At 55.2% G+C, this 16,215-nt stretch carries 10 protein-coding genes and 2 rRNA genes (1 of these 12 only partly in view); 8 read left to right on the forward strand and 4 right to left on the reverse strand.

The window, feature by feature from the left end; genetic code table 11:
- The 3 genes from SAMA_RS01355 to SAMA_RS01365 all read left to right on the forward strand — a co-directional run.
- Positions 1 to 2,522 (forward strand): 23S ribosomal RNA (locus tag SAMA_RS01355); it begins 372 nt to the left of the window's first position.
- A 191-nt stretch (positions 2,523 to 2,713) separates the two neighbouring features.
- A 5S ribosomal RNA gene (rrf, locus tag SAMA_RS01360) occupies positions 2,714 to 2,829 on the forward strand.
- Between the two features lie 196 nt (positions 2,830 to 3,025).
- Positions 3,026 to 4,300 carry a CinA family nicotinamide mononucleotide deamidase-related protein gene (locus SAMA_RS01365; RefSeq protein WP_011758373.1) on the forward strand — a complete coding sequence of 425 codons (1,275 nt, stop codon included), beginning with the start codon at positions 3,026 to 3,028 and terminating at the stop codon, positions 4,298 to 4,300.
- A gap of 17 nt (positions 4,301 to 4,317) precedes the next feature.
- On the opposite strand, the gene SAMA_RS01370 is transcribed toward SAMA_RS01365, so the two are convergent.
- The 3 genes from SAMA_RS01370 to argE form a co-directional block, all read right to left on the reverse strand.
- Positions 4,318 to 4,854 carry a DUF1439 domain-containing protein gene (locus SAMA_RS01370; RefSeq protein ID WP_011758374.1) on the reverse strand — a complete coding sequence of 179 codons (537 nt, stop codon included), beginning with the start codon at positions 4,852 to 4,854 and terminating at the stop codon, positions 4,318 to 4,320.
- Positions 4,851 to 7,514 (reverse strand): phosphoenolpyruvate carboxylase, encoded by a 2,664-nt coding sequence (gene ppc / locus SAMA_RS01375; protein ID WP_011758375.1) that lies wholly within the window; start codon positions 7,512 to 7,514, stop codon positions 4,851 to 4,853. The genes SAMA_RS01370 and ppc overlap by 4 nt, the downstream gene beginning before the upstream one ends.
- Positions 7,515 to 7,655: 141 nt before the next feature.
- Positions 7,656 to 8,807, reverse strand: a complete 1,152-nt coding sequence (argE, locus tag SAMA_RS01380; RefSeq protein ID WP_011758376.1) for an acetylornithine deacetylase — start codon at positions 8,805 to 8,807, stop codon at positions 7,656 to 7,658.
- A gap of 271 nt (positions 8,808 to 9,078) precedes the next feature.
- Here argE and argC point away from each other — a divergent pair, with 271 nt between their 5' ends.
- From argC to argH, 5 genes are all read left to right on the forward strand, one after another.
- Complete coding sequence (gene argC / locus SAMA_RS01385; RefSeq protein ID WP_041409622.1) at positions 9,079 to 10,059, forward strand: N-acetyl-gamma-glutamyl-phosphate reductase; 981 nt, start codon at positions 9,079 to 9,081, stop codon at positions 10,057 to 10,059.
- Between the two features lie 15 nt (positions 10,060 to 10,074).
- Positions 10,075 to 10,863: an acetylglutamate kinase gene (gene argB / locus SAMA_RS01390; protein ID WP_011758378.1), complete on the forward strand. Its 789-nt coding sequence runs from the start codon at positions 10,075 to 10,077 to the stop codon at positions 10,861 to 10,863.
- 3 nt (positions 10,864 to 10,866) lie between these two features.
- Entirely contained in the window at positions 10,867 to 11,772 is a 906-nt protein-coding gene (locus tag SAMA_RS01395) for an ornithine carbamoyltransferase (protein ID WP_011758379.1), read from the forward strand.
- A 50-nt stretch (positions 11,773 to 11,822) separates the two neighbouring features.
- Entirely contained in the window at positions 11,823 to 13,046 is a 1,224-nt protein-coding gene (locus SAMA_RS01400; RefSeq protein WP_011758380.1) for an argininosuccinate synthase, read from the forward strand.
- A gap of 80 nt (positions 13,047 to 13,126) precedes the next feature.
- Positions 13,127 to 14,497 (forward strand): argininosuccinate lyase, encoded by a 1,371-nt coding sequence (gene argH / locus SAMA_RS01405; protein ID WP_011758381.1) that lies wholly within the window; start codon positions 13,127 to 13,129, stop codon positions 14,495 to 14,497.
- A gap of 62 nt (positions 14,498 to 14,559) precedes the next feature.
- On the opposite strand, the gene SAMA_RS01410 is transcribed toward argH, so the two are convergent.
- Positions 14,560 to 16,215, reverse strand: coding sequence for an AMP-binding protein (locus tag SAMA_RS01410; RefSeq protein WP_011758382.1), 1,656 nt, complete (start codon positions 16,213 to 16,215; stop codon positions 14,560 to 14,562).

Consider the following 16,215-nt stretch of genomic DNA (forward strand, 5'->3'; position numbering starts at 1 on the left):
ACGTGATATGTTGTCTGAATATGGGGGGACCATCCTCCAAGGCTAAATACTCCTGACTGACCGATAGTGAACCAGTACCGTGAGGGAAAGGCGAAAAGAACCCCTGTGAGGGGAGTGAAATAGAACCTGAAACCGTATACGTACAAGCAGTGGGAGCGGTTCTTGAGACCGTGACTGCGTACCTTTTGTATAATGGGTCAGCGACTTACGTTTTGTAGCGAGGTTAAGCGAATAGCGGAGCCGTAGGGAAACCGAGTGTTAACTGCGCGTTTAGTTGCAAGGCGTAGACCCGAAACCCGGTGATCTAGCCATGGGCAGGTTGAAGGTTGAGTAACATCAACTGGAGGACCGAACCGACTAATGTTGAAAAATTAGCGGATGACTTGTGGCTGGGGGTGAAAGGCCAATCAAACCGGGAGATATCTGGTTCTCCTCGAAAGCTATTTAGGTAGCGCCTCGGACGAACACCTTTGGGGGTAGAGCACTGTTAAGGCTAGGGGGTCATCCCGACTTACCAACCCTTTGCAAACTCCGAATACCAAAGAGTGCTATCCGGGAGACAGACGGCGGGTGCTAACGTCCGTCGTCAAAAGGGAAACAACCCAGACCGTCAGCTAAGGTCCCAAAGTAATTGCTAAGTGGGAAACGATGTGGGAAGGCTTAGACAGCTAGGATGTTGGCTTAGAAGCAGCCATCATTTAAAGAAAGCGTAATAGCTCACTAGTCGAGTCGGCCTGCGCGGAAGATGTAACGGGGCTAAGCAATTCACCGAAGCTACGGGTGTGCACGATAACGTGTACGCGGTAGAGGAGCGTTCTGTAAGCCGTTGAAGGTGAAGGGGTAACCCACACTGGAGGTATCAGAAGTGCGAATGCTGACATGAGTAACGATAAAGGGGGTGAAAAACCCCCTCGCCGAAAGACCAAGGGTTCCTGTCCAACGTTAATCGGGGCAGGGTGAGTCGACCCCTAAGGCGAGGCCGAAAGGCGTAGTCGATGGGAAACGGGTTAATATTCCCGTACTTCTGCTAACTGCGATGGAGAGACGGAGAAGGCTAGGCCAGCACGGCGTTGGTTGTCCGTGTTTAAGGTGGTAGGTAGTGTGCTTAGGCAAATCCGGGCACACATATACCGAGAGCTGATGACGAGTCACTACGGTGACGAAGTGGTTGATGCCATGCTTCCAGGAAAATCTTCTAAGCTTCAGGTTAGCAGGAATCGTACCCCAAACCGACACAGGTGGTCGGGTAGAGAATACCAAGGCGCTTGAGAGAACTCGGCTGAAGGAACTAGGCAAAATGGTACCGTAACTTCGGGAGAAGGTACGCTGCTGTTGGTGACGGGACTTGCTCCCTGAGCTGACGGCAGTCGCAGATACCAGGTGGCTGCAACTGTTTATCAAAAACACAGCACTGTGCAAACTCGCAAGAGGAAGTATACGGTGTGACGCCTGCCCGGTGCCGGAAGGTTAATTGATTGGGTTATCGCAAGAGAAGCTCATGATCGAAGCCCCGGTAAACGGCGGCCGTAACTATAACGGTCCTAAGGTAGCGAAATTCCTTGTCGGGTAAGTTCCGACCTGCACGAATGGCGTAATGATGGCCACGCTGTCTCCAGCCGAGACTCAGTGAAGTTGAAATTGCGGTGAAGATGCCGTATACCCGCGGCTAGACGGAAAGACCCCGTGAACCTTTACTATAGCTTGGCACTGAACATTGACCCTACATGTGTAGGATAGGTGGGAGACTTTGAAGCGGGAACGCCAGTTCTCGTGGAGTCAACCTTGAAATACCACCCTTGTAGTGTTGATGTTCTAACCTCGGTCCATGAATCTGGACTAGGGACAGTGCCTGGTGGGTAGTTTGACTGGGGCGGTCTCCTCCCAAAGAGTAACGGAGGAGCACGAAGGTTGGCTAAACACGGTCGGACATCGTGTGGTTAGTGTAATGGCACAAGCCAGCTTAACTGCGAGACAGACACGTCGAGCAGGTACGAAAGTAGGTCATAGTGATCCGGTGGTTCTGCATGGAAGGGCCATCGCTCAACGGATAAAAGGTACTCCGGGGATAACAGGCTGATACCGCCCAAGAGTTCATATCGACGGCGGTGTTTGGCACCTCGATGTCGGCTCATCACATCCTGGGGCTGAAGTCGGTCCCAAGGGTATGGCTGTTCGCCATTTAAAGTGGTACGCGAGCTGGGTTCAGAACGTCGTGAGACAGTTCGGTCCCTATCTGCCGTGGGCGTTGGAAGATTGAGGGGGGTTGCTCCTAGTACGAGAGGACCGGAGTGAACGAACCGCTGGTGTTCGGGTTGTCATGCCAATGGCATTGCCCGGTAGCTACGTTCGGAATCGATAACCGCTGAAAGCATCTAAGCGGGAAGCGAGCCCCAAGATGAGTCTTCCCTTGGACCTTGAGTCCACTGAAGAGCCGTCCGAGACCAGGACGTTGATAGGCAGGGTGTGTAAGCGTTGTGAGGCGTTGAGCTAACCTGTACTAATGACTCGTGCGGCTTAACCATACAACCCAGATGGGTTTCAGATGGTAGTAGATAGTCTTGAAGAGACCAGACTTGATTGAAGTGATAACTCAAGCTCGATAGAGCATCAGCTTTCTAAATTACCTGGTTCAGAATTGTATCAAGTACATCCATGTACTTGACCCTAACGGGCGCACTGAAGTGCGTGAAATTTTGTTCCGGACAAAATTTTGCTTGGTGACAATAGCGCTCTGGTCCCACCTGATCCCATTCCGAACTCAGTAGTGAAACGGAGCAGCGCCGATGGTAGTGTGGGGTCTCCCCATGTGAGAGTAGGTCATTGCCAAGCGCCTAATAAGACGAAGAGGCCACCCTAACGGGTGGCCTCTTTGCATTTCTATAGTATCGAATTTCCTTCCGGCCTTTCCTGTTTCCACTCTGCTTTACAGTGCCCGCGCATTAAAAACCCGATATACACCCGAGGACTATTGCCATGGCCTTGGCCCTTCCCTACCTTATAGCCAACGTATATCGAAGGAGCAGGCATGAAGCTTGAGATGATTTGCACCGGTGAAGAGGTGCTGGCAGGACAGATAGTGGATACGAACGCTGCCTGGTTTGCCAATCTGATGATGGAAAACGGTATTGAGGTACAGCGCCGGGTCACTGTGGGTGACAGGCTCGAGGACCTTGTGGCAGTGTTTCAGGAGCGCAGTCTCCATGCAGATGTGATCCTGGTCAATGGCGGTCTGGGCCCGACTTCTGATGATATGTCGGCTGAAGCCATGGCCAAAGCCAAGGGAGAATCCCTGGTAGAGAATGCTGAGTGGGCTGAACGTCTACACGATTGGTTTACCCGCCATGGCCGTGAGATGCCAAAGAGCAATATCAAGCAGGCTTGGCTGCCAGAGTCCGCCGTGATGGTGGATAACCCTGTCGGTACCGCTTGTGGCTTCAGGGTTAAGCTTAACCGCGCCTGGCTGTTCTTCACTCCAGGAGTGCCGTTTGAATTCAAGCAAATGGTCGAAGAGCAGTTTCTGCCATTCGTTAAAGCGACCTTCGATGCTGGTAGTCAGGTAGCGCTGCGTAAGTTGCTGACCCTGGGGCGAGGTGAATCCTCATTGGCTGATGAGCTGGAAGCGATGGCGCTGCCTGCAGGCATTACTCTGGGTTACCGCTCCTTTATGCCTTATATCGAAATCAAGGTATTTGCCCGTGGCGTTGAGGCCATTAAGGCACTTGGGGCTGTGACTGATGAAATAGCAGCACGGCTGGGTAATGTGGTTGTTGCACACAACCGTACTTCTTTGGAAGAAGAGATCCACGCCAGATTGAACAACTCAGGTATAAGCCTCAGTGTGGCTGAGTCCTGTACCGGTGGCCTTATTACCAGTCAGTTGGTTGGCTTTCCCGGCAGTTCTTCATACTTGCATCAGGGATTGGTGACTTATAGCAACGAGTCCAAGGTGAGGGTGCTTGGTGTATCACCCCAGACACTGGATGACTACGGCGCTGTGTCTATTCAAACTGTTGAGGAGATGGCTAAGGGGGCTCGTGCTATTTTGGATAGCGACTTTGCGCTGGCTACCAGTGGAATCGCTGGCCCTGATGGTGGTACAGAGGAAAAGCCGGTTGGCACAGTGGCGATAGCGCTTGCCACCAAGGGTGGTGTTTATAGCCAGATGGTGAAATTGCCGCGTCGCTCCCGTGATATGGTGCGTAAGGTGAGTGCTGCGGTAGCCTATGACATGCTGCGCCGTGAGCTTAATGGCGAAGCCGTGATTGTGGACTACAGTTCCATCAGCCGTTATCCCAAGTAATTATTTAGGTGCTCCCATCAGCGGGTGAACTCCAACACCAACTTGCCGGGTTTTACCGTGATCCGCTCGGTCATCTCGGCCAGTTTGGCTTGGGCGCTGTCCTGGGTATCCAGCACGTAAACAGGCTGACTCTCGAGGAAGCTTCTCACAACCCGCATCAGCTCGGGGGCTAAGTCTTGCAGCAGGCGTTTGAGCTCTGCCGGGTTGGCGCTCACATCCACCATTTGTAAGTCCCTCAGGTACACGCCATGGGCTTGTTTATCGTACCATGGCTTGGCTTCAAAGGTGGTGGTAAGGGTTGCACGCAGCGGAATGAGCGGCGTTTTTACCTCGGCGAGACTGGTTGCTGTAACCGCCATGGTATCCGCCTTATGTCCAAGCCTAACCTCAATCTGATTGACCGACACCCGGGCGCCCAGGGGGCCGGAGTTGTCTTTTACCTCAAGGCCAATCTCCTTATTGAGGTAGGACGCCATTTCCCCCTCACTGATGCTGTACTGGCTAACGCAGCCAGACAGCAGCAGTAGTGCAGAAACTGCCAGTAGACGGATCACCCTGTGTTCCTCATGCCAGCGGCAACACCGGCGATGGTGAGCATCAGTGCCAGTTGTACAGACTCCGACGGCGTTTCTTCACGACGGGTACGGCCAAGCAGTTCCGCCTGCAGGAAGTTAAGCGGGTCGATATAGGGGTTTCTCAGTCTCACAGATTCGCGATTCCATGGCGTATGGGCCATCAGGCTGTCTTCTCCCGTGAGAGCCAGCACCGCCTCTACACCAAGCGCCAGGCGTTCACGCAGGGTTACCCCCAGATGATGCAGGGCTTCGGGCACCAGGCACTGCTCGTAGTAGCGGGCCAGATTCGGTTCTGCTTTGCTGTACACCATCTCCAGCATGGAGATGCGGGTGTTGAAGAAGGGCCAGTCCTGTTCCATTTCCCGCAGCAGGCCAAGTTCACCACGATCGGCGGCGGCTTTCAGTGCCTCGCCTGCACCAAGCCAGGCGGGCAGCATTAAGCGGTTCTGAGACCAGGCGAAAATCCAGGGGATGGCACGCAGACTCTCGATGCCTCCATCGACGCGACGCTTGGCAGGACGACTTCCCAGTGGCAGCTTACCCAGTTCTACCTCGGGAGTCGCAGCGCGGAAGTAAGGTACGAAGTCGGGTTCTTGTCGCACTATGCCGCGATACGCCTCTACTGACTCGTCCGCAATGCGTTGCATGGCATTGCGCCATTCCTGTTTGGGCTCCGGTGGGGGCAGCAAGGTCGCCTCCAGCACGGCAGAGGTATAGAGTGCCAGCGATTGTACCGCGAGCTTGGGCAGACCGAACTTAAAGCGGATCATCTCACCCTGTTCGGTTACCCGAATACGGCCATCGACGCTGCCGGGCGGCTGCGACAGAATCGCCTTATGGGCGGGGCCACCGCCGCGACCTATGGTGCCACCACGGCCGTGGAACAGGGTTAGCTTAACGCCAGCCTTGTTGCATACCTTCACCAATTGCTCCTGAGCGCGATATTGCGCCCAGGCGGCCGCCATAACCCCGGCATCTTTGGCGGAGTCGGAGTACCCAATCATCACTTCCTGCATGCCCTTGGTGTAACCCCGGTACCAGTCGATGTCCAACAGCGCGGTAATGCAAGCAGCGGCATTATTCAGGTCATCGAGAGTCTCGAACAGGGGGACCACCCGGATGGGGTAGTTGCAGCCGGACTCTTTGAGCAGCAGCAATACTGCCAGCACATCCGATGGCAGGCTCGCCATAGAGATTACATAGGAGCCTAGCGCCTGCTGGGGCTGAGTGCCCACCAGGCGGCAGGTCGCCAGTACTTCGGCAACTTCGTCAGATGGTTTCCAGTTGCCGGGGATAAGCGGTCTGCGACCACTGAGTTCTTTCAGCAGGAAGGCTTGCTTTTCCGCTTCGCTCCAATGGGCGTAATCGCCAAGACCAAGGTAGCGCGTCAGCTCGGCAATGGCGGCTTCGTGGCGGCCGGCGTCCTGACGAATATCCAGCCTCAGCATATGGATGCCGAAACAGGCCAGACGGCGCAGCATATCCAGCAGACGGCCGTTGGCAATCAGGCGCATGCCCGAGTCACACAGACTTTTGTACAGTAACTTGAGTGGCGTCTCGAGATCCTGCTGTTCCCAGATTATCTCATCACGGGCCACTTCGGGGTTGTGGCCTTCGAGGCGGGCGTTGAGGAAGTCGATGGTGTTGCGCAGTTTACTGCGCAAGCTTCGCAGTACGTCCCGGTATGGCTCGCAAGAGTTATTGCTGTAGGCCATGAGTTCGGCGTTGGCTTCTTCCATCGACAATTCGCCGACCAGCTCAACCACATCTTTCAGATACAGGCGCGCGGCGGTGTGTCGATTGCGATCCAATACTTCGGCGGTGACCCTGGCGGTCACAAAGGGGTTGCCATCACGGTCCCCCCCCATCCAACTTGAGAAGCGCACCGGCGCCATGTCGGTAGGAATTTGGGTGCCGGTGGCTTCTTCTACCTGATCGTTTAACTGCCGCAGAAAGTCAGGCACCGCATGCCACAGGGACGTCTCTATGGTAGACAGGCCCCAGCGGGCTTCGTCGACCGGAGTAGGGCGCTCACGGCGAATTTCATTGGTGTGCCAGATTTGTGCAATCAGTTGGCGCAACCTGAGGGTTTGGCTCTTATGCTCGCGCTCGGTGAGCTGCGGGTTTTCCAAATCATGCAAACAATCGACGATGGCCGAGTATTTTTGAATGAGCGTGCGGCGGCTGATCTCGGTAGGGTGCGCCGTTAATACTAAATCTATGTCCAGCGTCTTGAGGGTGGCCAGCATTTCCTTTTTATCGACCTGGCTGCCAAGCATTCTGCCAAGGAGCTGTTCCACCGGATCCGGCACACACACCAGCTCATCACAATTACGGCTGATGGTGTGGAACTGCTCGGCAATGTTGGCCAGGTTCAGAAACTGGTTAAAGGCTTTGGCGAATGGGACCAGCTCTTCATCTGGCAGTTGTCCGAGCAGGGCCAGCATTTTTGCCCTTGCCTCGTCATCACCGCTGCGGCTGCCCTTGGCGAGCAGGCGGATTTGCTCAACCTTATCCAGAAAGGCTTCACCCAAATGCTCTTTCATGGTGTCGCCCAGGATTTGTCCCATCATACCCACGTTCGCCCTGAGCTGGGCGTACATGTCTGTTACTTTCTCAGTACCCTTTACGTCTGTCATGGTATCTCCACTTGCGGGATTACTATTCTCGGGTTGTCAGCCAAAGCCGTTCAAGCACAATAAACAGCCCTGCGTTCGGGGTCAACCGACCAGGGTCAATTGGTCAGTCCAATTGTGGTATTTTCGATGTCGGTTTATGGTTTATTGAATACAGGCCTTATGGATCAACTGTTTCAATAATTCTACCGTGGGTTTTAACTGGTCCATTGCCATATATTCATCTGGCTGATGGGCCTGGTTGATGCTTCCCGGCCCCAAAACCAGGGTTTGGCAGCCCAGTTTATTGATGTAAGGGGCTTCGGTGGCGTAGTTCACCACTTCAGCCTGTTGACCTGAGAGACTTTCCACCAGTTGGGTCCAGGCACTGTCTTTTACCCCGGCAAAGGCTTCGCTGCCCGGATAGAGGGTGCGGATGTCAACTGAACCGGGATAGTCGCGAGTAATGTCCTGCAGATAGTTGACAAGCATCAGCTCTAAATCCTCCAGCGCCAATCCCGGCAGCGGGCGAATGTCCAAATGCAAATCACAACAGCCGCAAATTCGGTTGGCGGCATCGCCGCCGTGAATATGGCCAAAGTTCATGGTGGGGTACGGCACGCTGAAGGCGTCTTCACGGTAATTGTCGGCCAGGTGTTGTTTGAGCTTCAGCAACTGCCCAATGACCTTGTGCATGATTTCGATGGCATTGAGACCACGGGCGGGATCGGATGAATGGCCGCTGCGGCCCGTAATGCGTATCCCCTGAGCCAGATGGCCTTTGTGCATATACACGGGTTTAAGGCCTGTGGGTTCGCCAATGATGGCGTACTCGGGGCGAATGCCGGTATTGGCCGCAAACGCTTTGGCGCCTTCCATAGTCGTTTCTTCATCGGCGCTGGCAAAGATATAAAGCGGCTTTTGCAGGTTATGCAGGGGTAAATCTTTCGCCGCTTCAAGGATCAGCGCAAAAAAACCTTTCATGTCGCAACTGCCAAGGCCGTACCAACGGTCGTCCTTTTCGGTCAGTACAAAGGGATCCTGGCTCCAGCGGCCTTCGTCAAAAGGCACGGTGTCAGTGTGTCCTGCCAATAGCAGGCCACCTTCACCGCTACCGATTTTAGCCAGCAAATTCCGTTTGTCGCGGGTGCCTGCTACCTTTGTTACTTGACAGTCAAATCCCAGATCCGAAAACCAGTCGTTCAGCAGGGCGATAACTGAATGATTACTCATATCCAGTTGTGGTTCGGTTGCACTGATTGATGGTGCATAAATGAGCGAGGAGAAACGACTCTTGAGATCTGGAATGACTTTCACTGTAAATTTTCCTGAAATAGATATTCATGCATATTGCATAATTAAAGAGTTGTGTTAGTCTAGCAAACAGCCGGGACCAGCACCATAGCCAGGGCCTCGAGATGAATGAGTATATGGTTGAATTAAACATTAACTTCAAGACAGTGTTTGCACATCCTCACTTCCTGCGACGATAGCTGATTGCACAGGGCGTCATGCCGGGCTGCTAACCCTATTTCAGGTAATTCAATCCAACTATCTGTTTGAAAAAATTTTAATGAGTCAGGAAATCATGAAAAAGATCGCCATTATTGGTGCCAGCGGCTACACAGGCGCGCAGCTCACAGCCCTTATTGATGCTGAGCCGCACCTGCAAGTCCAGGGCCTCTATGTGTCTGAAGGCAGTGCCGACAAAGGCAAGCCTCTGTCCTCCTTGTATCCGGTGTACAGCCATCTGAAATATTGCCTGTCGCCCCTGACCGATGAAGCCAAAGACGCCATAGTTGCCGAGGCAGATGCGGTTGCTCTTGCTACTGAACACTCAGTGTCTTTGGAGCTTGCGGCCTATTTCTATGAAAAAGGCCTGGCGGTGTTCGATTTGAGCGGTGCCTATCGCTTTGCTGATACGGCTCAATATCCGAAGTGGTACGGATTTGAGCACAGTCACCCCGAGGTGCTGGCCAAAGCGGTTTATGGCCTCGCCGAGTGGAACGCCGATGCCGTGGCCGCGACCCGTATGATTGCTGTGCCGGGCTGTTATCCCACTGCGTCTCTCACGGCGCTGAAACCCTTGAAAGCTATGCTGACCGAAGCACGCCCCGTGATTAACGCCGTCAGCGGTGTGACAGGTGCTGGCCGCAAGGCGCAGCTGCACACCAGCTTTTGTGAAGTGAGCCTGACGCCCTATGGCGTGCTGGGCCACAGACATCAACCGGAAATTGCCACCCAGCTGGGTCAGGAAGTGATTTTCACACCGCATCTGGGCAATTTTAAGCGCGGCATTCTGGCCACCATCACGGTGCAGTTAAAGCCGGGGACCAGCCGTGAAGACGTTGCCAAGGCCTACAGCGTGTATGACCAGAGTCCCATAGTGACAGTGAAAGAAGGCCAGTTCCCCAAGGTGGACGACGTGGTTTTCACCCCCAATTGTCATCTGGGCTGGAAGTTTGACGAAGACAGCGGCTACCTGGTGGTTGCCAGTGCCATCGACAATTTGATGAAGGGCGCTGCCAGTCAGGCACTTCAATGCATAAAAATTCATTTTGGCGTTTAAGGCGGGAGCATCGGAATGTCAGTAACTAACAAAGTATTGGTTCTCAAAGTGGGCGGCGCCCTGCTGCAGTGCGAAATGGGCATGGCCAGACTGATGGACACAGCCAGACAGCTGCTGGAAAAAGGCGAGCAGGTTGTGCTGGTGCACGGCGGCGGTTGTCTGGTTGACGAGCAGCTCAAAGCCAATGGTATGGAGACGGTTAAGCTCGACGGTCTGCGGGTCACTCCGGCCGAGCAGATGCCCATTATCGCCGGTGCGCTGGCGGGTACGTCCAACAAGTTGCTCCAGGGTGCGGCGGCCAAGGCCGGTGTGGTGAGCATGGGCATGAGCCTGTGTGATGCCAACATGGTGACTGCGGTCATCAAAGACGAGCGCCTGGGCATGGTTGGTGAAGTGAGCCCCAAAGATGCCAAAGCACTGGAATTTATTCTCGCTCAGGGCTGGCTGCCGATTATCAGTTCCATCGCCATGGGCGAAGACGGTGAGCTTTTGAACGTGAATGCCGACCAGGCAGCCTCAGTACTCGCCAAGCTCCTTGGCGGAAAACTGGTGTTGCTGTCTGACGTATCGGGCGTGCTCGACGGTAAAGGCAAGTTAATCCCCAGTTTGAACAGCCAGGAGATAGATGAGCTGGTCAAACTGGGCGTGATAGAAAAAGGCATGAAAGTCAAAGTAGAAGCAGCACTGGAAGTTGCCCAGTGGCTGGGACAACCGGTACAGGTTGCCTCGTGGCGTGACAGCGGCCAAATGGCTGCGTTAATCAAGGGTGAGGCCGTGGGCACACAGATACAACCTCAGGAGTAATATATGAAGCATTTGATATCGATAAAAGAACTGACGCAAAAGCAGATGTTGGATCTGCTGACTCTGGCAAAGGAGATCAAGGCCGACCCGGCCAAATACTCCCGCGCACTGGCGGGCAAGAGTGTGGTAATGCTGTTTGAAAAGCCTTCTCTGCGTACCCGCGTCAGCTTCGATATCGGTATCAACAAGCTCGGTGGTCACTGCCTGTATCTGGACCAGCAAAACGGGGCATTGGGCAAGCGCGAGTCGGTAAAAGACTTTGCCTCTAACCTGTCTTGCTGGGCCGATGCCATTGTGGCCCGTACCTTCGCCCACGAAACTGTGGAAGGTCTTGCCAAGTATGGCCGGGTGCCGGTGATCAATGCGCTGTCGGACCTTTACCATCCCTGTCAGGGATTGGCTGATTTTCTGAGTCTGGCCGAAAAGTTCGACGACCTGTCGAAAGTGCGTTTGGCCTATGTGGGTGATGGCAACAACGTCAGCCATTCGCTGATGTACGGCGCCGCCTTGCTCGGGGCCACCATGACGGTGATCTGTCCTCCAGGACACTTCCCTGATGGCTTTGAGGTGCAGCAGGCGCAGCAAATTGCTGCGGCCCACGGTGGAAAACTGGTGTTAACCTCTGATATCAATGCCATAGAAGGCCACGATGCCGTCTACACTGATACCTGGATCTCCATGGGCGACAACACGGCGCTGACTGACATCAAGGCCAAATTTGCGCCTTACCAGGTGAATAAGGCACTGATGAACAAGGCCGGAGCCAGCTATTTTATGCACTGTCTGCCTGCGCATCGGGGGCTGGAAGTGACCGATGAGGTGATGGACGGTGAAGGTTCCCTCATCCTGGATCAGGCCGAGAACCGCATGCACGCACAAAACGCAGTGTTGGTCACACTGCTGGGATAAATTCAATCTATTGAGTCAACGGCGCCCCACGCGCCTCTTGGGAAACAGTTATGGCAATCGAAAACAGCAAAACCGGCGTCAAGAAAGTAGTACTGGCCTATTCAGGCGGTCTGGACACCTCGGCCATCATTCCGTGGTTGAAGGAAAACTATGATAACTGCGAAATCGTCGCCTTCTGTGCCGACGTGGGCCAGGGTGAAGAAGAGCTGGTGGGCCTGACCGAAAAGGCCCTTGCCTCAGGTGCGAGTGAGTGTCACATCGTTGACCTGAAAGAAGAATTTGTTAAAGACTACATCTACCCCACCATAGCCACTGGTGCCATTTACGAAGGTACTTATCTGCTGGGTACCTCCATGGCCCGTCCTATCATCGCCAAGGCGCAGGTAGAAGTGGCCCGTAAAGTGGGCGCCGATGCCCTGTGCCACGGTTGCACCGGTAAGGGTAATGACCAGGTGCGTTTCGAAGGCTGCTTCGCTGCGCTTGCGCCCGATTTGAAAGTGATTGCCCCATGGCGTGAGTGGGACATGGAAAGCCGTGAAGATCTGCTGGCGTATCTCGCCGAGCGCAACATCAAGACCTCGGCCTCTGCCACCAAGATTTACAGCCGCGATGCCAACGCCTGGCACATCTCCCACGAAGGTGGCGAGCTGGAAGACCCTTGGAACGAGCCATCCAAGCAGGTATGGACCATGACTGTGGACCCGCTGGATGCGCCTGACGAGCCTGAGTACGTGACCCTCAAGATTGAAAATGCCCGGGTGACCGAGGTGAATGGCGAGGCCCTGAGCCCATATCAGGCGCTGATGAAGCTTAACGCCATTGCCGCGCCCCATGGCGTTGGCCGTATCGACATTACCGAAAACCGCCTGGTGGGCATGAAGTCCCGCGGCTGCTACGAAACCCCCGGCGGTACCGTGATGTTTGCTGCCCTGCGTGCGGTGGAAGAGCTGGTGCTGGACAAGAGCAGCCGTGAATGGCGTGAGCAGGTTGCCGCCCGTATGGCGCACCTGGTTTATGACGGCCGTTGGTTCACGCCTCTGTGTGACTCTCTGCTGGCCGCCTCCGAGTCGCTGGCGACCATGGTCAACGGTGAGGTAGTGGTTAAGCTCTATAAGGGGCAGGCCGTTCCTGTGAAGAAGCGTTCACCCAACAGCCTCTACTCAGAAGCCTTTGCCACCTTTGGTCAGGACAGCGTGTACGATCAGAAACACGCCGAAGGCTTTATCCGCCTTTACTCGCTGGCAAGCCGCATCCGCGCTTACAACACCAAGTAAGCCGCCTTGTCAGTCAGGGGGCCAATTTGGCCCCCATTCATTTTTAGTTCCGGGCACGCCCGGGCAGAAGGAGAATTGCTATGGCCTTGTGGGGCGGCAGATTTCAGGGGCAAGCCAGTGCCCTGTTCCAACTCTTTAACGATTCACTGCCGGTAGATTACCGACTGTTCGTCCAGGACGTGGAAGGCTCCATCGCCTGGGCCGATGCCATCGCCAGCGTGGGCATTTTGAATGCCGATGAATGCAGCCGCCTCAAGGCAGCCCTGACGGAGCTGCTTGAGGAAGTGGGCGAGGATGAGTCGGCCATCATCGGCAGCGGCGCCGAAGACATTCACAGCTTTGTGGAAACCAAACTGATTGAAAAAGTGGGCGATCTCGGTAAAAAGCTGCACACCGGCCGTTCCCGTAACGACCAGGTGGCCACCGACCTCAAGCTATGGTGCAAGGCATCGGGCGGCCTGCTGGAAACCAAGCTTACTGCCGTGATTCAGGCACTGCTGGCACTGGCAAGCCGTGAGCTGGATGCCGTGATGCCCGGCTACACCCACCTGCAGCGGGCACAGCCTGTGACCTTTGGTCACTGGTGCCTGGCCTATGTGGAAATGCTGGAGCGTGACCTGTCCCGTCTTGCCGATGCTTTGAAGCGCCTTAACACCTGTCCACTGGGCTCGGGTGCGCTGGCGGGCACTGCCTATGCTATCGACCGCCATGAGTTGGCCGCCGCGCTGGGTTTTGGCGGACCGACCCTCAACAGTCTGGATTCCGTCTCCGACCGTGACCATGTGGTGGAGCTCTGCGCCGCTGCCTCTGTGTCTATGATGCATCTGTCGCGGATGGCGGAAGACCTGATTTTCTTCAACACGGGTGAAGCGGCTTTTGTGGAGCTGGCCGATAACGTGACTTCGGGTTCTTCGCTGATGCCCCAGAAGAAAAACCCCGATGCGCTGGAACTGATCCGCGGTAAAACTGGCCGTGTTTACGGCAATCTCGTGGGCATTCTCACCACCATGAAGGCACTGCCGCTGGCCTACAACAAGGACATGCAGGAAGACAAAGAAGGTCTGTTCGACACCCTCGACAGCTGGGGCATTTGCCTGGATATGGCAGCACTGGTGCTGGAGGGGGTGAAGGTAAACCGTGACAACACCAAGCAGGCGGCCCAGGCGGGTTATGCCAACGCCACCGAGCTTGCCGACTATCTGGTTGCCAAGGGCATGCCGTTCCGGGAAGCACACCATGTGGTGGGTGAAGTGGTGCTGCATGCCATCAGCAAGGGACAGGCGCTGGAAGCCTTGCCGCTGGCCTCGCTGCAATCCTTTGCCGCCGTGATTGGCGACGATGTCTACCCGCACCTCAGCCTGGATGAATGTCTGGCGAAGCGGGATGTGCTGGGCGGCACTGCCATCAAGCAGGTGACAGCTGCACTGGCGGCCAAACAGCAGCAATACTGAGCCTGCTCAGCAGGCAATAAAAAAGCTCGCCATCCGGCGAGCTTTTTCGTTTAAAGAGTGGATTAAATCTCGTCTTCCCACACCACCTTGGCACCACGAACGCCATCTACCTTGGCACTGTATCTGGCTTCCAGCACATGGCGTTTGATTTTCAGCGTTGGGGTGAGCACATCGTTTTCAATGGTCCAGGGGGCGTTGACTACCACCACGGCATCCACGGTTTCGTGGGATTCCAGATGAGGATTCACCGCATCCAGGGTGGCCTTGATGGAAGCGCGAACCTCTTCCCGGGCTTGCAGGGTGGCACCGTCTGACAGTTGCACCAGTGCGATGGGGTGGGGCAGACCCGAGCCAATCACGCAAATCAGCTCCACATGGGGATCCTGAGCCAGCTTGCGCTCGATAGGCACTGGGGCCACGTACTTGCCCTTGGCGGTTTTAAAGTTGTCTTTCACCCGGCCGGTGATGCTGACGCAACCATCTTCATCGATGGCGCAGAGATCGCCGGTGTGGAAAAAGCCATCTTCATCGAAGGCGGCAGCGGAGGCTTCGGGCTGCTGGTAGTAGCCACTCATCAGCCCGGGACTCTTGACCATGAGTTCACCGCTTTCGCTGCGGCGCACCAGGCAGCCTTCCACCGGCTTTCCCACGGTACCGATTTTGCTGGCATCAAAGGGATAATTGATGATGGAGTAGGCACAGTTTTCGGTCATGCCCCAGGCTTCGCAGATATTCAGCCCTATGCTGTGGTACCACTGAATGAGTGATGGCGGGATAGGCGCAGAACCTGAGCCCAGCAAGCGGCACTTATCCAGGCCAAGTCCCTTGTGAATTTTGCGTTTTACCAGATAGCTGATGAGGGGCAGCTTGAGCAGGAAGTTGAGCTTGTCGAAACCCACCTTGTCGATAATGTTTTTCTGGAACAGGGTCCAAAGACGTGGCACCGAGAAGAATACGGTTGGTCGCATGCGCTGCACGTCGGCGACGAAGGTATCCAGACTCTCGACAAAGGCCACCGCGCTGCCGGAATAGAAGGATGACCCTTCAATGGCGACCCGCTCGGTGATATGGGCCAGTGGCAGGTACGACAGCAATCTATCGTCACCGTCGGTTTTGAGATCGCGCACCACGGCAGTACAGGTCCAGCAATAGCTGCCAAAGGTTTGAATTGCACCCTTCGGGCTGCCAGTGGAGCCCGAGGTGTAAATCAGCGTCATGGTATCTTCCATGGCAGGCAGCGGTGCGTCTGTCAGCGGTTGTCCCATGGTCATCAACTGGTCCCAGCCGTATTGGGTCGGCATGGTGTCGTAGGGGAAGGACATGCGCAAAATACTGCCGCCAACACCGGCTTCCTGCTCGGCCCAGTGGTCCAGCTTGCCGATAAAAATGGCCTTGGCACCACTGTGCTCCAGCACGTAGCGGATGGTATCGGCATTGGCGGTAGGATAAATGGGTACGCTGATATAACCGCCGTGCATTAACGCCAGGTCGGTAATAAACCACTCGGCGCAGTTCTTGGACAGCACGGCGACCTTGTCTCCGGGCACAAGACCAAGATGCCTGAGCGAGCCGGCAATTTGCTCCATCTGGCGTTTCACATCCCGCCAGCTGAAATCACGGTATTGGCCGTTTACCGGCTGGCGCAAGTAAACCTTGTCACCCTGGTTTTGTACCCAATGGTCGAGCATCTCTACAGGAGTCTTGATAGTGGCTTGCAT

The sequence above is a fragment of the Shewanella amazonensis SB2B genome, assembly GCF_000015245.1.
Taxonomy (GTDB): domain Bacteria; phylum Pseudomonadota; class Gammaproteobacteria; order Enterobacterales; family Shewanellaceae; genus Shewanella; species Shewanella amazonensis.

Coding starts and splice junctions, on each gene's coding strand:
- SAMA_RS01365 (WP_011758373.1), top strand. CDS start 3,026: ATGAAGCTTGAGATGATTTGCACCGGTGAAGAGGTGCTGGCAGGACAG.
- ppc (WP_011758375.1), bottom strand. CDS start 7,514: ATGACAGACGTAAAGGGTACTGAGAAAGTAACAGACATGTACGCCCAG.
- argC (WP_041409622.1), top strand. CDS start 9,079: ATGAAAAAGATCGCCATTATTGGTGCCAGCGGCTACACAGGCGCGCAG.
- argB (WP_011758378.1), top strand. CDS start 10,075: ATGTCAGTAACTAACAAAGTATTGGTTCTCAAAGTGGGCGGCGCCCTG.
- SAMA_RS01395 (WP_011758379.1), top strand. CDS start 10,867: ATGAAGCATTTGATATCGATAAAAGAACTGACGCAAAAGCAGATGTTG.
- SAMA_RS01400 (WP_011758380.1), top strand. CDS start 11,823: ATGGCAATCGAAAACAGCAAAACCGGCGTCAAGAAAGTAGTACTGGCC.
- argH (WP_011758381.1), top strand. CDS start 13,127: ATGGCCTTGTGGGGCGGCAGATTTCAGGGGCAAGCCAGTGCCCTGTTC.
- SAMA_RS01410 (WP_011758382.1), bottom strand. CDS start 16,215: ATGCAAGCCACTATCAAGACTCCTGTAGAGATGCTCGACCATTGGGTA.